Source organism: Hymenobacter setariae (assembly GCF_007713685.1).
GTDB lineage: Bacteria > Bacteroidota > Bacteroidia > Cytophagales > Hymenobacteraceae > Hymenobacter > Hymenobacter setariae.
In genome coordinates, this window is the sequence record NZ_VMRJ01000003.1 from 261101 (window position 1) to 281977 (window position 20877).

13 protein-coding genes and 1 tRNA gene are annotated in these 20877 nt (G+C 59.4%); 5 read left to right on the forward strand and 9 right to left on the reverse strand.

From position 1 onward, the window contains the following. Positions 1 to 46 precede the first annotated feature (46 nt). Positions 47 to 1789 carry a GEVED domain-containing protein gene (locus tag FNT36_RS25460; RefSeq protein ID WP_233635869.1) on the forward strand — a complete coding sequence of 581 codons (1743 nt, stop codon included), beginning with the start codon at positions 47 to 49 and terminating at the stop codon, positions 1787 to 1789. 86 nt (positions 1790 to 1875) lie between these two features. Here FNT36_RS25460 and FNT36_RS12220 read toward each other — a convergent pair whose 3' ends face one another. After that, positions 1876 to 3093, reverse strand: a complete 1218-nt coding sequence (locus tag FNT36_RS12220) for a TlpA disulfide reductase family protein (RefSeq protein WP_144847965.1) — start codon at positions 3091 to 3093, stop codon at positions 1876 to 1878. Between the two features lie 71 nt (positions 3094 to 3164). Here FNT36_RS12220 and FNT36_RS12225 point away from each other — a divergent pair, with 71 nt between their 5' ends. Continuing rightward, positions 3165 to 3662 carry a SixA phosphatase family protein gene (locus FNT36_RS12225; RefSeq protein WP_144847967.1) on the forward strand — a complete coding sequence of 166 codons (498 nt, stop codon included), beginning with the start codon at positions 3165 to 3167 and terminating at the stop codon, positions 3660 to 3662. Positions 3663 to 3808: 146 nt separating this feature from the next. Continuing rightward, positions 3809 to 5896 (forward strand): polyphosphate kinase 1, encoded by a 2088-nt coding sequence (gene ppk1, locus FNT36_RS12230; RefSeq protein WP_144847969.1) that lies wholly within the window; start codon positions 3809 to 3811, stop codon positions 5894 to 5896. A gap of 137 nt (positions 5897 to 6033) precedes the next feature. On the opposite strand, the gene FNT36_RS12235 is transcribed toward ppk1, so the two are convergent. The 4 genes from FNT36_RS12235 to FNT36_RS25465 all read right to left on the reverse strand — a co-directional run bounded on the left by FNT36_RS12235 (position 6034) and on the right by FNT36_RS25465 (position 12440). After that, a complete protein-coding gene (locus FNT36_RS12235) occupies positions 6034 to 7158 on the reverse strand; it encodes a DUF6268 family outer membrane beta-barrel protein (RefSeq protein WP_144847971.1) in 1125 nt (374 codons plus the stop codon). Positions 7159 to 7226: 68 nt separating this feature from the next. Then, on the reverse strand, positions 7227 to 7595 hold the full coding sequence (locus tag FNT36_RS12240) for an SPW repeat domain-containing protein (RefSeq protein ID WP_144847973.1): 369 nt from the start codon (positions 7593 to 7595) through the stop codon (positions 7227 to 7229). 181 nt (positions 7596 to 7776) lie between these two features. Next, complete coding sequence (locus FNT36_RS12245) at positions 7777 to 8157, reverse strand: hypothetical protein (RefSeq protein WP_144847975.1); 381 nt, start codon at positions 8155 to 8157, stop codon at positions 7777 to 7779. Between the two features lie 191 nt (positions 8158 to 8348). Continuing rightward, positions 8349 to 12440, reverse strand: a complete 4092-nt coding sequence (locus tag FNT36_RS25465) for a metallophosphoesterase family protein (protein ID WP_233635870.1) — start codon at positions 12438 to 12440, stop codon at positions 8349 to 8351. A gap of 218 nt (positions 12441 to 12658) precedes the next feature. Here FNT36_RS25465 and FNT36_RS12255 point away from each other — a divergent pair, with 218 nt between their 5' ends. Together FNT36_RS12255 and FNT36_RS12260 are read left to right on the forward strand one after the other, a co-directional pair. Beyond that, positions 12659 to 13972: a Pycsar system effector family protein gene (locus FNT36_RS12255; protein ID WP_144847977.1), complete on the forward strand. Its 1314-nt coding sequence runs from the start codon at positions 12659 to 12661 to the stop codon at positions 13970 to 13972. 50 nt (positions 13973 to 14022) lie between these two features. Then, positions 14023 to 14094 (forward strand) — tRNA-Arg (locus FNT36_RS12260). Between the two features lie 94 nt (positions 14095 to 14188). Here the strand turns inward: FNT36_RS12260 and FNT36_RS12265 are convergent. The 4 genes from FNT36_RS12265 to FNT36_RS12280 all read right to left on the reverse strand — a co-directional run bounded on the left by FNT36_RS12265 (position 14189) and on the right by FNT36_RS12280 (position 20818). Continuing rightward, complete coding sequence (locus FNT36_RS12265; RefSeq protein ID WP_144847979.1) at positions 14189 to 16765, reverse strand: DUF5686 and carboxypeptidase-like regulatory domain-containing protein; 2577 nt, start codon at positions 16763 to 16765, stop codon at positions 14189 to 14191. Between the two features lie 264 nt (positions 16766 to 17029). Then, on the reverse strand, positions 17030 to 18364 hold the full coding sequence (locus FNT36_RS12270) for a family 1 glycosylhydrolase (RefSeq protein ID WP_144847981.1): 1335 nt from the start codon (positions 18362 to 18364) through the stop codon (positions 17030 to 17032). 105 nt (positions 18365 to 18469) lie between these two features. Beyond that, on the reverse strand, positions 18470 to 20149 hold the full coding sequence (locus FNT36_RS12275) for a GMC family oxidoreductase (RefSeq protein WP_144847983.1): 1680 nt from the start codon (positions 20147 to 20149) through the stop codon (positions 18470 to 18472). Positions 20150 to 20242: 93 nt separating this feature from the next. Continuing rightward, positions 20243 to 20818: a gluconate 2-dehydrogenase subunit 3 family protein gene (locus FNT36_RS12280; protein ID WP_144847985.1), complete on the reverse strand. Its 576-nt coding sequence runs from the start codon at positions 20816 to 20818 to the stop codon at positions 20243 to 20245. Between the last annotated feature and the right edge of the window lie 59 nt (positions 20819 to 20877).

A 20877-nucleotide genomic window follows, 5' to 3' on the forward strand; every position in this document is an offset into this window, starting at 1 on the left:
ATAGGTTTGGATTATATCCTTTCCATTTTCCTCAACCTGTTTACACATGAAGAAACTCGTTTACTCACTCTTGTCGGGGCTTGCTGTTTTGGGCCTAGCTAGGCCCGCTGCCCAGGCGCAGCAAATGCCAGCGCAGCGGCAGTGCGCTACCATGGAAGTACTGGCCGCCCAGCTCGCCGCCGACCCCAGCTACGGCGCTCGTCTGCAAGCCATCGACCAGCAGGCCAGCGTGTATGCCAAGCAAAAAGCGGCTAATCCCACGCAGCGCACATCGTCGGACATCATCGTGACTATTCCGGTAGTGGTGCACGTGCTCTACAACACGACCGCCCAAAACATTAGCGATGCCCAGGTGCAGTCGCAGATTGACGTGCTCAACGCCGATTTTCACCGCAAGAATGCTGACCTCAGCAAGGTGCCTGCCGCCTTCACCAGCCTCATCGGCGATGCGGGCGTGCAGTTTGTGCTAGCCAAGCGCGACCCCAACGGTAACGCCACCACCGGCATTGTGCATAAGAGCACCACCGCCACCAGCTTCGATAGTAGCGACAAGATGAAGTTCAGCAGCAGCGGCGGCGACGACGCTTGGCCCGCGGCGTCGTACCTCAACCTCTGGAGCTGCAACCTAGGCGGCGGCTTGCTGGGCTACGCGCAGTTTCCGGGCGGCGCGGCGGCCACCGATGGCGTGGCCATTCTGTATTCGGCTTTCGGTAACGGTGGCTCGGCCGTGGCGCCCTACAACCTAGGGCGCACCGCTACCCACGAAGTGGGCCACTGGCTAAACCTGCGCCACATTTGGGGCGATGCCCGCTGCGGCAACGACCAAGTAGGCGACACGCCCACCCAGCAAACCAGCAACTACGGCTGCCCCACCTTCCCGCACGTGACGTGCTCGAATGGCGCCAGCGGCGACATGTTCATGAACTACATGGACTACACCGACGACGGCTGCATGCAAATGTTTTCGAGCGGCCAGGGCGACCGCATGGATGCGCTCTTCGCTACCGGCGGCTCGCGCGCCTCGCTGCTTAGCTCGCAGGGCGGGCTGGCGCCGGGCACCAGCCCCACGCCTACTCCCACACCAACTACCCCCACGTATTGTGCTAGCCAAGGCACTGCTGCCAGCCAGTACATCGACTACGTGAAGCTGGGCAGCATCAGCCGCACGAGCGGCAACGACGGTGGCTATTATAATGGTACTGCGCTGAGCACCAGCGTAGCCACGGGCTCGAGCCAGACCATCAGCTTCTCGGCTGGGTTCGCCAATAAAGCCTCTACCGTCTACTTCGACGTGTATGCCGACTGGAACCAAGATGGCAGCTTTGACGATGCGGGCGAAACCCTCGTAGCGGCTGCTGGCAGCTCTAGCAAAACCACGCGCAGTGCCACCTTCGCGGTGCCCGCTACCGCTATGGCCGGCACCACCCGCCTGCGCGTAGTGATGAGCACGAGCAGCGCCACCACCAGCTGCGGCACCTATAGCGCCGGCGAAACCGAAGACTACACCCTCACCGTGACCGGCGGTGCGACCGCCCGCCTAGGTACCCCCTCCGACCACTACACCATCTACCCCAACCCGGCCACCGACATGCTCACCATCGAGCGCCCAGCCTCGGCCGATGCCAGCCTGCCGCTGCGCGTGCACGTGTATGACCTGCGCGGCGCTGAGGTAGCCGACCTGCCGCTCACCAACGACCAACTGCGCGTGAGCACCCTGCGCCAGGGCGTGTACCTGCTCACCGTGAGCGATGGCACCACCACCTCGCACCAGCGCTTTGTGAAGCAATAAACAACTTGCTGCCTAGCCCACGAAAAAGGCCTGCCACATATGGCAGGCCTTTTTTGATGACAAAATAGCTAGGAAAGCACCGCTAGTTAGGGCGTTGTAGTGGGCAGCTTGGCGGCCAGGGTTTTGCCTAGGTCCTCGCCGCGCACATTCTTAGCCACAATGCGGCCGTCGGGGCCTACCAGGAAGTTTTGAGGAATAGCCTGGATGCCGTAGAGCTGGGCCGCTTCGTTTTTCCAAAACTTAAGGTCCGATACCTGCGTCCAAGTCAAGTGGTCTGCCTCGATGGCTTTAACCCATGCATCACGGCCGCTTTCGCGGTCAAGTGACACGCCCAGCACCGTGAAATTGCGGGTTTTATACTGGTTGTAATTGGCCACCACGTTGGGGTTTTCTTGGCGGCAGGGGCCGCACCAGCTCGCCCAAAAATCAACCAACACATACTTGCCCCGAAAGTCAGACAGCTTCACTGGCTTACCATTCACGTCGTTTTGGGTGAAGTCGGGGGCTGGGGCGCCCACGGCCGTAAGCTTGGCTGAGGCCAACCTAGTGGCAAAGTTTTGGCCCGGTGCGCTGTTGCGCACGGCCGGCGCCAAAGCCACAAAAAGCGGCTCGGCCGTGGCTGGGTCGATGGCGTAGCCTGCGTAGCGCTCAAGCGCTGTCAGGCTCACGATGCTCTGCGGCGTGGCTTTGATGAAGCGAGCCAGTACCAGTTTCTGAGCTTCCTGAATGGCTTCGTACTGCTTTTCAAGCCCTTCATCAAACGCCTTATCCTGGCGCTGCTCGGGGGTAGCTTTCTGGTAGCCAGCCATGAGCTTAGCTATTTGGGCATCGGTGGGTTTTAGGTCAGCCGTCAGTCGGGCGTTATCGGCGTTGAGCGGGGTACCTAGGGCAGTGGCGTGGGGCAGCGAGTCGGGGCTGCTCACTTTCACCGTGCCCGGCTCTAGGTACACCTGCAGCGGCTGAGGCATGCGCTGGCCCCGCTGGGGGTGCCGAAAGCTTGGTAGCTGCTTGGGCGCAATGACGAACAGCCCCGCTATCGTACCAGCCGGCGCCTTGCCCCGAAACATAAACTTGCCACCCTTGACCTGCGCCGAATCGGGCTTGCCGTTGGGTCTATCGTAAAATAGATAGGCCATGCCCGTGGCCGGGCTGCGCAGCTGGCCCTGCACCGTGTAGGGTGCCAACTGCTGCGGGCTAGCTGCTACAATATAGGGTGGTGGCGGAGGAGGCGGTGCCTGGCCCCAAGCCAGGGCGGGGCCGAGCATGGCTAGCGCGGCACCGGTCGAGCGGAAGTAGGTTTTCATGCTAACAATGTACAGCCTAGGCGCTTAATTTTTGGCGGGCTGGTTTATCTGTCGTTGCCTAGCTTCGTGCCATGAAAACCCTGTACCTAATGCGCCATGCCAAGTCGAGCTGGAGCTTTGATGAGCTAAGTGACCGCGAGCGCCCCCTCAACGACCGGGGCCGCGACGATGCCCCCCGCATCGGCCAGGCCCTGGCCAAGCGCCAGATTACGCCCGACGTTTTCGTGAGTTCGCCAGCCGTGCGTGCCCTCAGCACGGCCGTGCTCGTGGCGCGCGAGGTCGATTATCCGCACGATAAAATTCAGGTGGAGCCCGCCCTGTATGAGGCCGACCTCGACACGGTGGTGGCCGTTATCCGGGAGCTACCCGATGAGGCTAACTCGGCGCTGCTCACCGGCCACAACCCCACCTTTACCGACGTGGCCAACTACCTCTCACCCTCGCCTCTCAGCGGCGAAATGCCTACGGCCGGCCTCATGTGCCTGCGCTTTCTGGTCGACCACTGGGCCGAGATAGGGCCGGCCAATGCCGAGTTCTACTTCTACGAATACCCGAAGAACGTAAGCTAGGGCGGCGCCTAGGTGTGAATTTTAAGTTAGGAGTAGGGCCTAGTCGCAAGTTGGGCTGCTGCTAGGCCCAAAAATTGCGTACAAGGCACGCCGACGTAGTGAGGAGCTAATTCGGCCTGGTACATTCTACCTTCTCCTAACTCCTGATGCCTTTGAAGACCCTGCCCCGCGACCTGAGCTGGCTGCGTTTCAACGCCCGCGTGCTGCAAGAAGCTCAGTGTGCCGAAGTGCCGCTGCTCGAGCGCCTCAAGTTCCTGGCCATTTTTTCTAGCAACCTAGACGAGTTTTTCAAGGTGCGGGTGGCCACGCTGCGGCGCCTCGTCAAGCTCAAAAAGAAAACGCGTACCCAACTGCAAGCCAAGCCCAAGCGCGTGCTGGCCGAGGTGCTCGAAGAGGTGCGCCGCCAGCAGCAGGAGTTTGGGCGCACCTTCCGCGAGCAGGTGCTGCCAGCTCTAGGCGAAGCCGGCATCCAGATGCTGAGTGCCGAGGACTTGACCCCGGAGCAGCAAGCCTGGGTGCAGCAGTACTTCGAAAAAAACGTGCGTGACCTGCTCTCGCCGGTGGTGCTCGACGAAACGCTGCACCAGCTTTTCTTGAAGGACCAGGCCGTGTACCTCACCTTCTACCTCACCAAGCCGCTGGCCAAAGCCAAGAAAGGCAACGCCGAGCGCGTAGTGCTGATGGAGCTGCCCACCAAGCGCCACGGCAGCCGCTTTGTGCCGCTGCCCGGCGGCGCCGGCACCCCGGAGGCACCGCACCAAGTGCTGTTCCTAGATGATGTGGTGCGGGTGGCGGCACCCAGCTTGTTTCCGGCCTACAAGTCGGTGCAGGTCAATGCTATCAAACTCAGCCGCGATGCCGAAATTGACATTGCCGAAGAAGTATCGGGCGACTTGCTGGCCAAGATTCGCAGCAGCCTCGCCAAACGCGCTACCGGCTACCCCGCTCGCCTGCTCTACGACCCCGAAACACCTAAGGAGGTGCTGCGCGCCATCAAGCAAAAGACTGGTATCGAAGACGAAGAGCTGGTAGAGGGCAGCCGCTACCACAACTTCCGTGACTTCTTCGGTTTCCCCACCTTCGGGCGCACCGACCTGCTGAACCCTGAGTGGCCCGAGCTGGCGCATCCCACGCTGCCCCGCACGGGCCCACTATTGCCCGCCATTGCCAAGCGCGACCACTTGCTGCACGTGCCCTACCAGGCGTTCGATGCCGTGCCGCGCCTGCTGCGTGAGGCCGCCACCGACCCCAGCGTGAGTAGCATCGCCATTACGCTCTACCGGGTGGCACCCAAGAGCGCAGTAGCCAAAGCCTTGCTCAAAGCCGTAAAAAATGGCAAGCAGGTAACGGCCGTGGTGGAGCTGAAAGCGCGCTTTGACGAAGAAAGCAATATGCACTGGGCCGAGAAGCTACAGCGCGCCGGGGCGCACGTCATCTTCACGCCGCCCGAGCTTAAGTGCCACGCCAAGCTGCTGCTTATCAACCGGCGTGAGGGCGCCGACAGCACGCTGCGTCGCTACGCCTACCTCAGCTCGGGCAACTTCAACGAAGCCACGGCCGGCCTCTACGCCGACCACGCCCTCTTCACGGCCAATGCCGAAATCGCGGCCGAAGTTGACCAAGTGTTCCGCTACTTTCAAACGGGTGAGGAGCCTGCTAATCTAAAGCACTTGCTGGTGGCGCCCTTTACGCTGCGCAAGCAGCTGCTCAAGCTCATTGCCGCCGAAGCTGCCAATGCTCGCAAGGGCAAGCCCGCCTACATTTTGCTGAAGGTGAATTCGCTGGAAGACCCCGGTATGATAGCCGCGCTTTACGAGGCCAGCCAGGCCGGCGTGCGCATCGAACTGCTCATCAGGGGTATTGGCAGCCTGGTGCCCGGCGAGCCGGGGCTGAGCGAGAATATCAGCCAGCGCGGCCTCATCGACCGTTACCTTGAGCACGCCCGCATCTACGTGTTTGCCAACGGCGGCACCGAAAAGGTCTACCTCTCGTCGGCCGACTGGATGACTCGCAACCTCGACCGCCGCGTGGAAGTGGCCTTCCCAGTGCCCGACGAAGCGCTGCGCGCCGAAATCCGTCACCTACTCGACCTAGAGCGTGCCGACAATGTGAAGGCCCGCGATTTTGACAATAACCTGCTACTATCGGCTGAAGGAGCGCCGCCCGTGCGCACCCAAGAGTCGCAATACCAGTACTTGAAAAAGCTAGCCGGAAGAAAGCGAGCGAAGAAGTAGTTCGATGCTCTCTTTTCAACCCATCGCGCCTGTCATGCTGAGCTTGCGAAGCATCTTCTCACGTTGGAATAACCTAGCGTGAGAAGATGCTTCGCAAGCTCAGCATGACAGGCGGTAGGTGGCTAGCACTGTATTTATTACCGCCGAACGCCTGCCTTTTCCAGCAGCTTGCGAGGTGGCACCGCGAATATTTCTAGGCTGATGTAGGGCGCGCCGCCCAGCTTAGTGCGCACAATGCGCTCGCGGTCGGTATTGGTGCGGTCGAAGGCGTCGAAGGCATGGTTGTAGCGGTAGCCGCCCTCGGCCCCTAGCCACAGAAAGGACAGCAACTCGCGCTCCCAACGCAGGCGAAACTTTACTTCGGTTTCGCGTAGCTCCAGGCTGCGAAGGGGCTGCTTGCCAGGGCCTAGGGGTAGTTCCTGGCGCAGGGCCACGATGTAGTTGAAGCCATCGACCGTGTAGCCAGCGTAGAACAGCGAGCGCTCGGAGGCATTGTAGCGCGCCGACACGCGGGCCGGAAACAGCGCCTCGATGCCCCAGCGGTCGTTGAAGGTGCGGTTGTAAATGATGGCTGGGTACAAGCTCAGGCGGCCGAAGGTGTAGCCGTACTGAAAGCCCACGCCCCACGAAAAGCGCGGGCTGCGTTTCCAGCCGTAGAAGGCTTCGAGCGAGCCCCGGAAGTAGTTGGTGTTGCCAATATCGGTGCTCGACGTATAGTCGCCCGACAGCTCACCCTTCACCCGCGCCAAGTACCAGTGCACCGCATCGACGGGCCGGATGACGGCCAGCTGCACGCCGGTACTTTTCAGGCCCTTGTTCTCAATATTGTCGAACAGCCCGTAGTTGGTGGGCTGCTCGCGAAATTTAAACTCCTCGCGGTCGTAGTTCAGGCCCACAATCACCTTGAGGTGGGGCCGGTTCCAGGCCGGGATGTAACCCTTAAAAATCAGTTTGCCGTTGCGTTTAGCGTCGGTGTTGTAGTCACTTACGCCCGCCACCTGGCTTGAGGCGGCCACGCTGAAGGGCGTGGTACGCTCGTAGTGCAAGATGATGCCCTTACTGGGGCCCATGCCCAGTACCGAGGGATTGGCAAACTGCTGCTTATCAGTAAGGTCGGCCGAGCCGCGGGCGGTGTCGATGGCCGTAGGGGCGGGCGCCGGAAAAATGCGGGGCACGTCTTGGGCGTGGGCCTGCACCGCACAGGCGAGCAAAGCAGGCAGGAAGTATTTCTTAGTGCAGAGGTAGGTAGGGTAGAACGACATAAGCAGGCCGAAGCCCCGCAACTTGCGGGAGCCGGCCTGCTTACGTGAATAACTGGTGAAAGGCTACCCTAGGCGTACTTTGGCATTTCCTCGGGCTTGGAGAGCAGCCCGGCCATCAGCCCAAAGATGCCTGCCGCAATGAATGTATTGCGCGCCTTGCGGTCTTTGGCGAAGCCAAACAGCCAGGGTGCTGTGAGGGCCGTGAGGCCGCCTAGGGTGTCAAATACTAGGTGGGCCTTGTAAGGCATTACCTTGAAGATGCCCCATTCGGCGCGGGTAACCAGCGACGAAGCCAAAATGCTACTGCTAAGTACGTAGCACAACGTAGTAGCTGTCTTATTTTCGCTGAAGCCAACTAGGTGTGGGGCGCTCGATACCAGCGGGATGTAAGAGTAATCGGTGAAGCCGTGCTGTACACGGGTGATGGGCTTGTCCATAGCAAGTCGAAAAAGGAGGAGATGAAAGGATGCGACAACGGGTAGGTGCCAGGCAGACTAACGGCCGGCCGCCCGAAAGGGTATAGCCGAGCCTACTTGCCACCCGCTATGCGCACCGCACAAAAAGGCCCCGCAATGCATACTGCGAGGCCTTTTTGCAAGCGTAATGAAGAAAAGCTACCTAGGCGGGGTTGTTGGCGTCGCCGATTTTGCCGCCGTCGTTGGCAGCGCTGGGGGCGGCGTTGCCGGTGCCGTAGTCGGTCTTTTCTTCGGTGGTGTTCTTGGTCTGGTTTTTATGCTCTTTATCCGAGCCGCCGCCGGTGTTTTCTGAGTCGGCATTGGCTTCGTCGCCGCGGTGGCTGCTGCCTTTGGCGTTGCTGGTCGAGGCGCCGCTATGGTTGCCGCCGTGCTGGCCCTGGCTGGTGCCGGTGGTGCCGTCGGTGGTTTGGGGGGCATTGCCCTGCTGCTGGCCGGCGGTGCCTTGGGCGTTTTCGGGGCGCGAGGTATTGGTGCCGTCGTTGGCAGCGTCGGCCTGGGTGCGGCTATGTTCGTTCTGGCTCATAAGGAGGTGGGGAGAGAATGTGAGTGAGAACTATACGCGCCCTAGGGGAGGTAGTTGGGCTTAGTTACTTCTCAAGAAGCGGCTAGCGAAGCGCTCGTTCAACACGCTCAGGCCACGGCTAGTACGCGATTAAAAAAGAAGCCCCGACTGCTAGAGCAGTCGGGGCTTCTACTAGCTAATTGATTAGCTGCTTAGAAGAGGAAGTCGAAGCCCACGAATACGAGCTTTTCTTCGCCCACCGAGTAGGTCACATTAATCACCGCCTGGTCGAGGATATTGACAAACGCGCCGCCGCCGAAGCCCGTGTGGAAAGCCGCGATGCCCGTGCGCGTATCGTTGCTTGAGTACACGCGGCCGGCGTCGGCTAGGCCTAGGATGCCGAACGTGCCGGGGAAGAGGTAGGCATTGAACTTGAACAAGTGCAGGCGCGCCTCAAAGTTGCCATACAGCGCGTCGCGGCCCGCAAAGCGTGTGCGGCGGTAGCCGCGCAGGTTGGTGGTGCCGCCCAGCGTATTGGCTTGGTAAAAGCGGTAGTCGCCGATGTTGTGCATCCAGCCAATGCGGCCGGCGTAGGTGAGGCGGAAAGGGAAGTTGGGCGTGAGGTAGGCCTTGAGCTCGGTAGCGAAACGGCCATAGGTGAGGCCCGTGCCGTTGAGCTGGAAGTTGTACTGGAACTCATTGTGCCACTGGATGCCGATGCGTGGGTCTTTAGGCGTTGACTGCGCGCCAAAATCCAGGTACATCAGCGCGCCTAGGTAGGTGTTGGCCTGAAAATCGGAAGCCCGAACACCAAAGCGGCGGTTCTCGAAGTTGGACCCGATGCTGTCGCGGATAATCGAACCCACTTGGTCTTGCTCGACCCGGAAGCGCTCGAACTGCGGCCCAATGCCGATTTTACCAAACGAGAACAGCTTGCGCTCGAGCGTGGGCGCCACGTAGAAGCGGTCGAAGCGCACGCGGTAGGCACTGTTGATAGAGCGGTTGGAGGCCTGCCCATCGTCGTTGTCCTCGCTGCTATAGTTCTGGGTGTTGTTACCGATGCCGAAGAAGTTGTAAAGCAGCTGCGGACCGTAGTACTGAGCCGCTACGCGTAAGTTGGCTTTGCCGCCAAACACACTGATAAACTCCCCTAGGTAGCGCAAATTATACGCCTCGCGGGCCGGCGCAAAGTTGGCCGTGAGCGACTGCTGCGAGCCGTAGGGCTCGCGGCGGAAGGCGTAGCGCCGATGCGTAACGCCGCCCCCGATGAGCAGGCCATCGTCGATGTTATACCCAAAAAACAGCGCTGGGCCGGTGTAGTTGAGGCGGTAGTCTTTAAGGTCGAAGCGGTGTGGGTGGTCGTAGCGGCTCACGTCTACGCCCGGCTCGAGGCGCAGGCGGGCCTCGCCGCGGCGGTTCTGAATCACGTTGCCGGTGTCAGCGTCGTAAATCTGGGTGCGGTGGCGCATGCCGGCTACCCGCGAGTCGTCGATGATGGTATCGTGCCCCGTGCCGCCAATAATGCGGATTTTATGACCTAGGCGCTGGTCGCCGGTGAGGTCATACACGTCGCGCCCGCTGATGCCGTAAAGGCGAATTTCATCGGTTACTTTATCGAACGTGCGGTCGTACAGCACCTTGGTCAGCTCGCCCTTTTTGCTGATTTTCTGCATTACCACGCGAGTCTTGTGGTCGGGCAGGCGCGTTACCGTAAACTTCTCGTTTTTCTGCGAGCCGCGCACCTCTACGATGTCGCTCATCAGGTTGGAGTACTTGCGGGCCACATCGGGCAGCAGGTCGCGGCGGCTCTTGAGCTTGGCCACAATCTCGGCGCCGTGCAGGCTATAAATCTCCTTGGGCCAGCGCTCGGCGAAGGCTTTCTCAATCACGGCATCGGTGAGCTGGGCCTTCATTATCTCGGCCTGCTTCACCCATTCCTCGCGGCTCACGCCGCTTAGATACAGGCGGTCGTTGGAGAGGCCCGTTTGGTTGAGGCCCTTATAGTCGCCGTAGTCGTAGCCAAAGTTTTGGAAGTTGCGCACTGCAAACTTCTTCGAAATCAGTGAGGGTAGCACGCCATCACCCTTGAAGAAGGCAATGTCGCGGTCTTCGGGCACGGCCGTGAATATCTTGTCACCGTCCTTGGTTTTGCGCTGCGCCCAGCGCCACTGGTCCTCGTGGCGGTCCCAGTCGCCTATCCACATATCGAAGAGGCGCGAGCGCGCAAAGGCCGGCTGGTCTACCTTGTTGTCGTTGTCTTGCAGCAGTTCTTCGAGCATCTTCTCGGTGCTCACCAGCTTTTTGGCATACCCTAGGGAGGCGTCGTTATCCTGGCTACCCTTGGCATCTTCTTCCAGCGCGGCGGGTGTGTTAGCAAAGCGTTGCTGGTACTGCCCTAGGGCCGGGTCGTTAGGGACGTAGACGTAGTTGGGGTTGGTGTGCAAGATGCCCGCGGCCGTGGCCAGCGGGGGCAGCACAAACGAGGCGTAGGGGTGCTGCGCCGAAATCTGGTCTTGCAGCACAGCCAGCGCCAGCCCGGTGCGGAAGCCCTCGGGGAGCACGGCCGTAGGGTCCTTGTCGATGCCGCGCACCGTGAAGTAGTAGCCTTCTTCATTGCGCACTTTCAGCGAAGCCGTTTGCTTGCCGCCGCCCATCTTATAAGGAATCAGCCCCCCCTGAGCAGTCTTGATGTCGAGCACCGGAAACTTGACCGGCGTGGCCCACTCGGCGCGGTAGTGGTCGCCAAGCAGCCAGTTGTGGAAGCGCCCGTGCTCGGCGTAGGTGGGGTTCACGGCCACCGTCACGGTGCTGTCTTTGTAGTCGGGGCGCTTGACATCGGCAGCCACTACGGGCGCGCCGATGGGCGTGCCGCTGGCCTGAGCCGCAGCAGCCTCTAGGTCGTCCTTGCTCTGGTTGCCCTTGCGGGTGCGGCCGGTGCCGGCTGGGGCACTGGTGCCCTGTACTTTGCCAGCGTCGGGCTTGAGCTGGTTTACGGCGCCGCCGGGGCCTTTGGTGCTAGCTGTAGCACCGCCGCGCCCTAGGTCGCCATACACCTGCTGGCGGTACACGATGCGCGCAGTTTTGCCCTGGTCGGCATCGTTAGGTACCACAAACTCGACCCATACCTGCCCATCCTCATAGTAGTTGAGGCGGGCAAAGCCTTTCTCCTTGTCCGAAAACAGCGCGTCGCCCTGTACACCGGGCTTCACGTGCTGGGTTTTGCAGCCCGAGCCACTCGTAATGAAGTGGCCCGTACCCACGTCGATGTACTGAAGGTTGTGCTCGTGCCCGTTGGCGTAAATGACGTTGGGGTACTTGGCAAAAATGTCGAGCAGGTTCTTCTTATATGCCTGGTAGGCCGGGTGCGGAATGTCTTGCGAAATGCCGCCGTACTTGCGCGCCAGCGGGTATATCGACCCGATAATGGGCAGCGGCAAGAAGGCGTACTTCTGCACAATGCTGAGCGGAAATACGTGGTCGGCAAACGTGAAGTAGCCCCCGTGGATACCGTCCGAAAACAGCGGGTGGTGCGTCACAATGAGGATGTGCTTGTCCTTATTGCGCTTAATAACCTCCTCCAACTGCGCGTATACCTCCTCGGCATTGTTGGCGCCGCAGATGTCGCCGTAGGGGCGAAACTCCTGGGGCGTGATAAACCACTGTGAGTTGAGGGCAATCATTACCAGGTCGTCGCGCAGCGGTATTTCGTACGGGCCGGGGCAGCCATCGCGGGGCACTAAGAAGTCGCCGGTGTAGGCAAAAGCTGTCGAGTCCTGGGCCAAGTAATGCTCGGCGTAGGCCTGCTCGCGGTTTACCTGGGCTAGGCCGTTCTGGGTGCCCTGTATCCAGTCGTGGTTGCCGGGCACCATGTATTTCTCGCCCTTGTAGCCCTTTAGGATGTTAAGCTGCGTGTTTAGGCGTCCTTCGGCAATCTTGCGGTCGTAGGCGCCTTCGGGCGGCATGCCTTGGTTGTAGATGTTGTCGCCTAGGTACACCACCGAGCTGTTGGCGCCCATGTGCATCATCTGCTGGCGCATAAAGTTGAGCGAAGGCTCGCCACCCTTCTCGGCCGGAATGGGGCTGCCCACGTCGCCAATCAAAAACACCGAGTACCGGATGCGGCTCGAATCGGGCGGCAAATTTTTTTGCCAGCCTACCGCCTTGGCGCGGTAGTTGGGTTTGGGATTGGCGGGGTTAAAATCTGACTCACCGGCCTCGCCTAGCTCCTCTAGTTGGGCATGGGCGGCGAAGGGCAGGGAAGCTAGTAAACTGAGAAATAGCGTTAAGCGAAAAAGTAGTGGCATATATAAAGCAGAAAAGAGGCGGGGCACCAGCCAAAAACAGCATAAGTACCGGAGGAGTTGACCGGTATATACGTGAAATATGACCTGTGTAGGTGGCTCCCTACGCAAAGGTTGGGTGTACGGTTGAGCCTATCTTAACCCCTAGGCCGCGCTTCGCGTTGAAAGCCCCGCGGGCTGGCCGAACCACGGGCCTGCTCTGTGTTGTTTCTTGCATATCTATGGCTACTACTACCCTCCCCGCCACCGAAGCTGAGGTGCCGGCCGATGCGCCTGGGCTGCCCGCCGCCGCGGCCCCCAAGCCCCCCAAGCCGCCCAAGTCGGAGCCCTCGGCACTGGTGCAGCAGGCCCAGGCCTACGTGGAGCCGCTGCTCAAAAATGACCTCGACCCGCGCCTTACGTACCACACGCTGGCTCATACCACCTATGTGGTAGAGCAGGCCCATGCCCTAGCCGATAGCGCCAAGCTCACCCCCGCCGATACGGAGCTGCTGCTCGTGGCCGCTTGGTTTCACGACTCGGGCTACCTCGACACCTACGATGGCCATGAGTACAAGAGCATGGCCCGCGCCGAGGCCTGGCTGCGCGAGAAGCAGCTAGACCCTGCCCGCATTGAGGTAATTAAAAACCTCATTCGGGTCACCCATCGCAACGAGGAGCCTACTACCGAGCTCGAAAAAATCATGGTAGACGCCGACATGAGTAATCTGGCGGCCGAGGACTTCCGCTCGCGGGCCGAGCTCATTCGTACCGAGTGGGAGCTCTCCCTAGGCAAGTCTTACACCAACCCCGAGTGGGCCGAGCTGCAACTCAACTTTATGCTGGCCCACAAGTACCAGTCAGAAGTTGGCAAGGACCGCTACAAGAAAGCGCTCAAGGTCAACATTGAGGACCAGCGCGACTACCTCAAAAAGACCGAGAAAAAGGCCAAGAAGAAGGAAAAGAAAGCCACCGACACTTATGCCGAGCCCAAGCGGGGCATCGAAACGATGTTTCGCACCATGTATTCCAACCACATGAAGCTGAGCGACATGGCCGATAAAAAGGCCAGTATGATGATACAGCTCAACGCGGTTATTTTGTCGGTTATCATCACCTACTTCGGAGCCAAGTCGTCGTCGCTGGCTACCACGGGCGGCACCAGCTTCATCCGCAATCCCATTCTGGCCGTGCCTATGGGCATCTTGCTGCTCACGGCCCTAGGGTCAGTTACCTCGGCCATCCTCTCGGCCCAGCCCGATGTCACGAGCTTTAAGTGGCTCAAGCGCAACCCTGAAATTGCGACCAATCGCCGCGTTAACCTCTTGTTCTTCGGCCAGTTCACCAAGCTTAGCCTTCAGCGCTTTCAGGAAGGTATGCGCGAGCTCATGCGCCAAAAGGATACGCTCTATACCAACATGGTGACCGACGTGTACTACCTAGGCGAGGTGCTCGACCGCAAGTACAAACTGCTGCGCGTGAGCTACTCTATCTTCATGGTAGGCTTGATTCTCACCGCCTTGTCCTTCGCCATTGTGTTGGCGTATAAGATGTAAGTGGTGTGCCAGCTAGACCTAGGGCCTGCTAGTTCTTACCTTTGTGTACTGGCTGCGTAGTTCAAGGGATAGAATAGGCGTTTCCTAAACGCTTGATAGCAGTTCGAATCTGCTCGTGGCTACATAGTTACAGCTCAAAAACTTGAGTGCTTTACTATAAACAAAAAGCTCCGCTGCAAAGGCAGCGGAGCTTTTTGTTTGCAATTTTTCGGATGCTTACAATCGGAACTGGGCGCCCACTTTAATACCGAAGTTGCGCGGAGCAGGCTCGTCTGGGCCAGTGGGTGCAGCATTGCGGTAGGTGAGGCGATGAATGAAATCGACCCGGATAAACTTGAAAATATTCTCCACGCCGTAGCCGACCTCCACATAGGGCAACTTTCCTAGTGTGGGTAGTGGCGTCTGCGGGCGGCCCTGCATATCAAGAGGTTGGCGCTGGTTTTTAGAGCTTAAGCCGCCATAAAGCGCATTGGCAGTTGCCACTAGGCGCCAGTTGAGGGCGCGCACGCCCGGAATAGCGTTGAGAACAATGCCCTCGAAATGATGGTCGAGCCGGAGCGACACGGAGCGGTCGGTCACAAACTCGTAGTAGTTCATGAGGTTGAAGGCATTGGCGTTGTAAAACGGCGTCTGGTTGCCAAGCGGGATTTTGAGAAACAGCGCCGGGAGGCGGTCGGGGGCATAGGCGCCTTCAGCGCGGTAGTTGAGTCGCCCAAAGTGGCCCAGCGATACACTGTGGCTCACGAGCAGGTTGTATTTCTGATAGCGGGCGTTGCTGCTGGTAAACAGGTCGCGCGCTCCGATGGTGTAGCGAAAGGTGAACACCGGCAGGCGCTTGAGACCGATAGCGCGGCGGCGGTTTTCGGCCTGCACCTGGGTTTCGTCGGGGGCGTAGCGCGATTCCAGTACTATTTCCGACAGGGTAATGTCAGGTACCACCCGGTCGTTGCGGCGATATATAAAGTCATTTAGAAACCGTATATTTTGCTCACGCACCGTAATGGTTTGGGTGAACCCGTGAAACAAGTCGCGCTGCAGCGACAAGGTCATTAAGTCGCGCAAGATGGGCTTGCCTTGGATAAAGCGACCCCAGCGCGTAGCCGCCAGAAAGAGGTTGTTATCGACCTGCAAAAAGTCATTATCAAGCAGGGCGGCCTGCTCGACATCGTGCCGAAACTCGCCCGTTATTACCGTCCAGTGGCGGCGCTCGGCAATGTAGCTCGACCGCAGGCCGTACTTAATACGGCCGTCGCGGGTGCCGTAGGCCATGTAGGCCTGCGACACCGTGTTGCGGCTAAAGCCTGGTGTGGTGCGCAGCCCGATGCGAAAGCGATTGCCCTCGTAGTCGTTGTGGGCGTAGGTATTGATGATAGGGCCCAGTTCTATCTTGCTGTTATTGTCGCCGTTACCAATGCGCTTATAGCCATTGATAAACAAGTCAATCCAATCGAGGGTACTGCGCACCGATGGCAGGTTTCGGGCCGAGTCGAGCACCGCAAAAGTTTGCCGCTCGCTCAAACTCAGTGTATCGGGCCGGTTTTTGTCGAAGTAGCCCTCGGTAGCCCCGGCCGGCAGCATGCCGGTGAGCAGTCCGCTGGCTTCGCCGTTCTTGCCCGGCTCCATGATGCTCGACACGATAGGCTGGTCATAGAAAGCGGCCTCGTGCGGCTGATTGCGCACAAAACCCGAGTTGACGGTGGTGAAGCGCACACGCAAGGCCGCTTGTTTTTCGTAGGGTCGAATGCCCATCACTAAGCGGGTACGGGAGGCCAGACCAGGGCCATCTGTAGGTGGAGTCAGGTCCTGGTAGATGCGCAGGTCACTGACGAAGTTGATGTTAGACTGTTCGCTAGCTACCACGTCGATACGGCGTAGGGCGTACTTTTCGGCCGTAATCCAGACGGTGCCCTTAAACGCCAGGTCGTGCGGGCGCTTGGGCGTCACGGCTATTTTGTAGCACCAGTCTTTGTCCACAAACACCGAGTCTTGCAGGTCGTAGTCGTAGGTGAGGCGGCCGCCGTCGGCAATAGGTGAGATAAAATCCTTACCTAGGATATTTTGCCAGTTTGGGTAAAAGTCAAAGTTCTGAAAATTAGAGCCCAGCATCTGGCTCAGTACTGAGCCTTCGCGGGGGCCAGCACCGCGCATCTGCTTGTGCAAGATGTCTTCGCGGCGGCGCAGCGGGCTGTATTTCTGGTATACTTTGGAGCCCACTTCGGAAGCAAATAGCGGCAGTGGAGCATCGGGGTCGGCGGCGGCGGCCGCACCCCGGCGCACGGCCAGCGCCCGAATGTCCTTCACCACCTTGCGGTTGGCCAAGGACTTCGGAATGTCGGCCATGCTTACCTCAATGCGGTTATATGAGTTGAACTCAGCGGCCGAGAGGGCGTTGCGCTCATTTTCCTTGCGGTGCCGCTGCACCTCGCGCAAAATGCGAAACGCCGGGTTTTCGCCAGGGCGAATTACTACTTCGCTTAGGGCCACGCCTCCGCCTTTTTTGAGGCGAAACAAGATGGTTTGCTGCGGCAGGTTGCTCAAGCGCTTGCGCTGGGTCAGAAACCCGAGGGCCGAGGCCGCGAGCGAGTCGGGCGACCCAGTAAGCGAAATCTTAAATTTGCCTTCTAGGTCAGCCGTGATGCCTGCTGTTGACTTGGGTACAAAAATGGATGCAAAGGGCACCGGTTCACCCGACTGCGCCTCTACCACCTGGCCCGTCACAAATAGTCGTTGGGCAGCTGCCGGCAGCACCCCGATGAGCAGGGCAACCAGCAACAGCGGAACGGGTAATTTCATAGAAATGTGTAATAGCAGCGGGGTAAAGTCAAAGGGTTACGCCTGCAAGTTACGCAATCACTAGCTGGCTGCAAGTAGTTCCCTGTTCTCTTATTTAAGTACGTCTTTAAAAATGTTAAAATAACTATTTAACAGGCTAATAACAGGCTTGACAATGGCCTGGGATGGTCTTAGCATAGCGGCTGCCATCAAAAACAGCCGCCCCCACCAAAGAGCTAGTACTCTTCGGCGGGGGCGGCTGGCCTTTGGTCAAGCTGCGAGCAGCTACACCTCGACCTTCAAGGTGGCGGGGCGGGCAGTCACCTCAAACAGTTCGCCGTGGGGCACTATCGTGATTTGGCCGTACTCTTCGAGCAACTGCTTGTAAGCCTCGGCTACAAGCCTAGGCTTGCGGTCGAGGTCAAAAAGGCCGCAGGCGTTCACGGTGCCTTTCTTTTCAGCTAGGCCAGTTTCCCAGTCAATCTGGTCGATAAGCGAATACCAGGTGAAGCCTAGCACAGGCACGCCCTCCTTGCGCAGGCGCAGGATGTTAACCCACTGTTTCCAAAGCCAAACGGGGGCCTCGTTGGCATCAAAAACGTTGGTTTCGGTGTGCATTACCGGCTTTTTGTAGCGCTGGTAGTAGTCGTGGGTGATGGTCGACCAGCCTAGCACATCGATACTGGTGCAGACCTCGCCATTGGGCAGCATTATTTTCTCGTTGCGGCCGTAGTAGTCGTTGCCCATTATCTGGTAGCCGGGCGGCTCGCCGGCCATAAACCAGTCATACTCCTGGCGGGTCATGCCATTGTCGTACAAGTAGTTCACTACCTCACCCTCAGGGTGGTGGGCATACAGCAAATCAAGTGACGTAAAGCGCAGCAGGTTTTCGAGCTGTACGGCGGGCGTACGCTCGGCGCGCAGCTCGTGAATGAATTCGGCCGACTCGCTCTGTACTATCACGCAGTCGGGACGGTGCTTAGCAATCTGTTGCGTGCCCATGATACTGGCCGCCGCGCAGTGCTTGAGCGCCGTCACAAAGCCCTTGTCTGATTTAAGCTGCTCGTTCCAGACGCCATCCTTGGCGCTCGACCGGGCCGTGACGTAAATCTCGTTTACGGGGGTGTAGTAGCGCACCCAGGGGTAGCGCTTGGCCACTTGCTCGCAGTAGTCGGCAAACTGAACCGGTAGGTCGGGATTCTGAAAATCACCCAGCCAGTCGGGCACGCCAAAGTGCATCAGGTCCAGAATGGGCGTGATGCCTAGGCGCTGTATTTCGGCCATGGCTAGGTCGGCAAATTCCCAGTCGTACTTGCCGGGTGCCTGCTGAATCTTGTAGTAGGGTAGGCCATAGCGCAGCACCTTCAAGCCCAGCTCCTTTACCAGCCCTAGGTCTTCCTTGTAGCGGTTGTAGTGGTCGCACTCGGCCAGCATATCGCGCCGGGTTTTGCCGTGGTCGATGGTAGGGTAGCTGCACTCGATGCCGGTGGCAAACATAAAGTTGTTGGGCAGCCCCGTGGGCAGGCCTTTGCCATTATGCCCACGTGCCCCGCCAAACTCGTCACCTTCGTAGTTGCCGTCGCCGAATTTGCGTTTTATCTCGGTGAGAAAGGATTTCATTTTAAGGATTAATGAGTAATTATTAATGGTTGATGAAGTGATATAGCTAATTGGTAATCAGTAAGGAAAAGCATTAACCATTAATAATTCATCATTAATCGCGGCTTAGCTATCGCGCCGCCGCTCGCGCGCCAAAAACTTATCGGCCGTGCGCAAGCTCAAGGCCATAATTGTCAGGGCCGGGTTCACGCTAAGGGCGCTCGGAAAAGTCGAGTTGTCGGAGATGTAGAGGTTGGGCACATCAAATGCCCGGCCATCGCGGTCAACCACGGCATCGTCGCCGCTGCGGCCCATACGGGCCGTACCAATGACGTGAGCGTAGCGGTCAAATGCCCAGATGTCGGTAGCGCCGGCCGCCTCCCAAATGGCGCGCATTTTCTTTTCGGCGTGGGCCGTCATGCGAACCTCGTTGTCTTGAGCGGTGAAATGCAAGCGTGGCTTGGGCAGCTGGCGCGCGTCGAGCTCGTCGCTCAGCTCCATAAAGTTGTCGGCGTGCGGCAGGCAGTCACCTAGGATGTTAATACCCGCTACGTGGTTGAACTGGCGCATGTAGTCGCGCATAGCCTGGCCCCAGAGCTTGCGCCCGCGGGCTGCCTGGCTAGCAAACGTAACTGGCATTACGCCGATGCTTTGCAGCAGATAGCCGCCCACAAAATCGGCATCTTGAGGCCGGTGAGTGTCTTGCGAAATGAGCCCGCCCGGAATGCCCTTGGTTGGCCGTACTTCTTCCTCAAACGTGCCCCACACTTGAATGCCAGTGTGCGCCATCAGGTTGCGGCCTACTTGGCCGCTGGTCAGCCCTAGGTTGTTGAGCAGCAGCAAGCGAGGTGTTTCGACGGCGCCGCCGCATAAGAACAGGTGGCGGCAGGCCTGGCGGTGCTGCTGGCCGTTTTGGGTGTATACCACCGCCGAAACCAAGCCCTGGGCATTGCGCTCGATTTCGGTTACGAAGCTATTAGGCCGAATATCAGCCCCAAACTTCACTGCCACCGGAATGTACGTTACGTCCATGCTGGACTTGGCCCCGTTGGAGCATCCCGCTTGGCAAAAGCCTCGGTTGGTGCACGCCTGCCGCCAGCCCACGCCCTCCTGAAAGTAAGGGGCCGATAAGGCCGCGTTGGCAGCCGGCGAGGTGCGGATGCCGAGCTTCTCGGCGCCACGCACCATCAGTTGGGCGGCACTATTGAGGGGCAGTGGGGGCAGCACATAGCCCTTGGGGCGGGCCGGCCCCCAGGGGTAGGGGGTAGGTCCCGAAACCCCCAGAAACTGCTCCACCTCTTCGTAGTAGGGGGCCAGTTCATCGTAGGTCAGGGGCCAGTCTTCACCCTGGCCAAAGTCGCGCTTTAGCGTGAGGTCGTCGGGCAGGGGGCGCGGCGTGTAAGCCGTGTAGTGCAGCGTCGAGCCACCTACGCCGGTACCCGAGTTGTTGCGGCCCATGGCCAGCGGGTTGCCGCCCGCCGCCAGGCGCTCATCGTTCCAGAATAGGAAGTTCTGTGCCTTTTCGTCGGTGGCAAAATCCTTGGTCGGGTCGTGCCAGGGGCCGGCTTCCAGCGCCACTACCTTTAGCCCGGCCTGAGCTAGGCGGGCCAGCAGCGGTGCCCCGCCTGCTCCTAGGCCAATAACCACGCAGTCAACTTCCTCTTGTTTGGTAGGAGTGGGCTGAGACTGTTCTTGCGGCGTAGCGGCAGCTTGGTTTTCAGCTAGTATTTCGCGCAGCAGCGGGTCCTGCACGGGCGTATCGAGCGGGGTAAGCACCCCCTCTTCGGCAATTTCTTCGTCGGGCATAAACTAGTATATGGGGCGCGGAGCTAGGCCCGCCGGGGTTGATAGGCAGTGTATTGGAGCGGAGGGAAGCGGAGCGGAAGTAGCCCCGGCCGGCTATTGCTCCCGTGCGTCTTTTTGGTTGAGGCCGATATTGACCCAGCTGGGTAGGTCGGCGTAGCCCACGTAGCCAATCTCATCCTGCGCCCAGGGGTGGGCGTAGTAGTTTTCGGTGAGCTCGGCCAGCATCTCCTCAAAAAAGCGCGTTGCTTTCAGGCTCTGCCATATTTCGCCGGGCGGGTTGCCGCTGGCCAGCGATTCAATAACGGCATCTTTCTGAGCCGGCTCAAGCTGTTCAAAATTCTTCTGAAACAGGGCTTGCGCTATTTGCTCGATGCCACCCAGACCTAGGCGGTAGGCCTCGCGGTCGGGGGGCAGGGCATCGTAGCGCCAGCCATCCGACTGACCTTCGGCCAAGCGCTTGTCAACGGCCGCGATAAGTGGAATCGGCACCGGCCGCTCGGGCTGCGGAAACAATCGCGCTGCCACTGCCACAAAGAGCTGGTAGGTTTCGGGGGCGAAAAACTGCGGCTCGTAGGCCGCCGCCTGGCTGGTTGCGGCTAAGCGCTGCGTTAGCTCGGCGCGGGTAGCCTCCGACAAGTGGGAGGTGGGCAGCAGCTCCTGAAAAGTCATACGTTGCTTGAAAAAAAGTAAGCGGGCTGTTAGCTGCTTATTCGACCTGAAAAGCAGCT

Bases quoted from the DNA above. Each gene is read 5' to 3' on its own strand.
- ppk1 (WP_144847969.1), top strand. From the start codon at position 3,809: ATGCCTTTGAAGACCCTGCCCCGCGACCTGAGCTGGCTGCGTTTCAAC.
- FNT36_RS12265 (WP_144847979.1), bottom strand. From the start codon at position 16,765: ATGAAATTACCCGTTCCGCTGTTGCTGGTTGCCCTGCTCATCGGGGTG.
- FNT36_RS12235 (WP_144847971.1), bottom strand. From the start codon at position 7,158: ATGTCGTTCTACCCTACCTACCTCTGCACTAAGAAATACTTCCTGCCT.
- FNT36_RS12280 (WP_144847985.1), bottom strand. From the start codon at position 20,818: ATGACTTTTCAGGAGCTGCTGCCCACCTCCCACTTGTCGGAGGCTACC.
- FNT36_RS12255 (WP_144847977.1), top strand. From the start codon at position 12,659: ATGGCTACTACTACCCTCCCCGCCACCGAAGCTGAGGTGCCGGCCGAT.
- FNT36_RS12245 (WP_144847975.1), bottom strand. From the start codon at position 8,157: ATGAGCCAGAACGAACATAGCCGCACCCAGGCCGACGCTGCCAACGAC.
- FNT36_RS12275 (WP_144847983.1), bottom strand. From the start codon at position 20,149: ATGCCCGACGAAGAAATTGCCGAAGAGGGGGTGCTTACCCCGCTCGAT.
- FNT36_RS12220 (WP_144847965.1), bottom strand. From the start codon at position 3,093: ATGAAAACCTACTTCCGCTCGACCGGTGCCGCGCTAGCCATGCTCGGC.
- FNT36_RS12270 (WP_144847981.1), bottom strand. From the start codon at position 18,364: ATGAAATCCTTTCTCACCGAGATAAAACGCAAATTCGGCGACGGCAAC.
- FNT36_RS12240 (WP_144847973.1), bottom strand. From the start codon at position 7,595: ATGGACAAGCCCATCACCCGTGTACAGCACGGCTTCACCGATTACTCT.
- FNT36_RS25465 (WP_233635870.1), bottom strand. From the start codon at position 12,440: ATGCCACTACTTTTTCGCTTAACGCTATTTCTCAGTTTACTAGCTTCC.
- FNT36_RS25460 (WP_233635869.1), top strand. From the start codon at position 47: ATGAAGAAACTCGTTTACTCACTCTTGTCGGGGCTTGCTGTTTTGGGC.
- FNT36_RS12225 (WP_144847967.1), top strand. From the start codon at position 3,165: ATGAAAACCCTGTACCTAATGCGCCATGCCAAGTCGAGCTGGAGCTTT.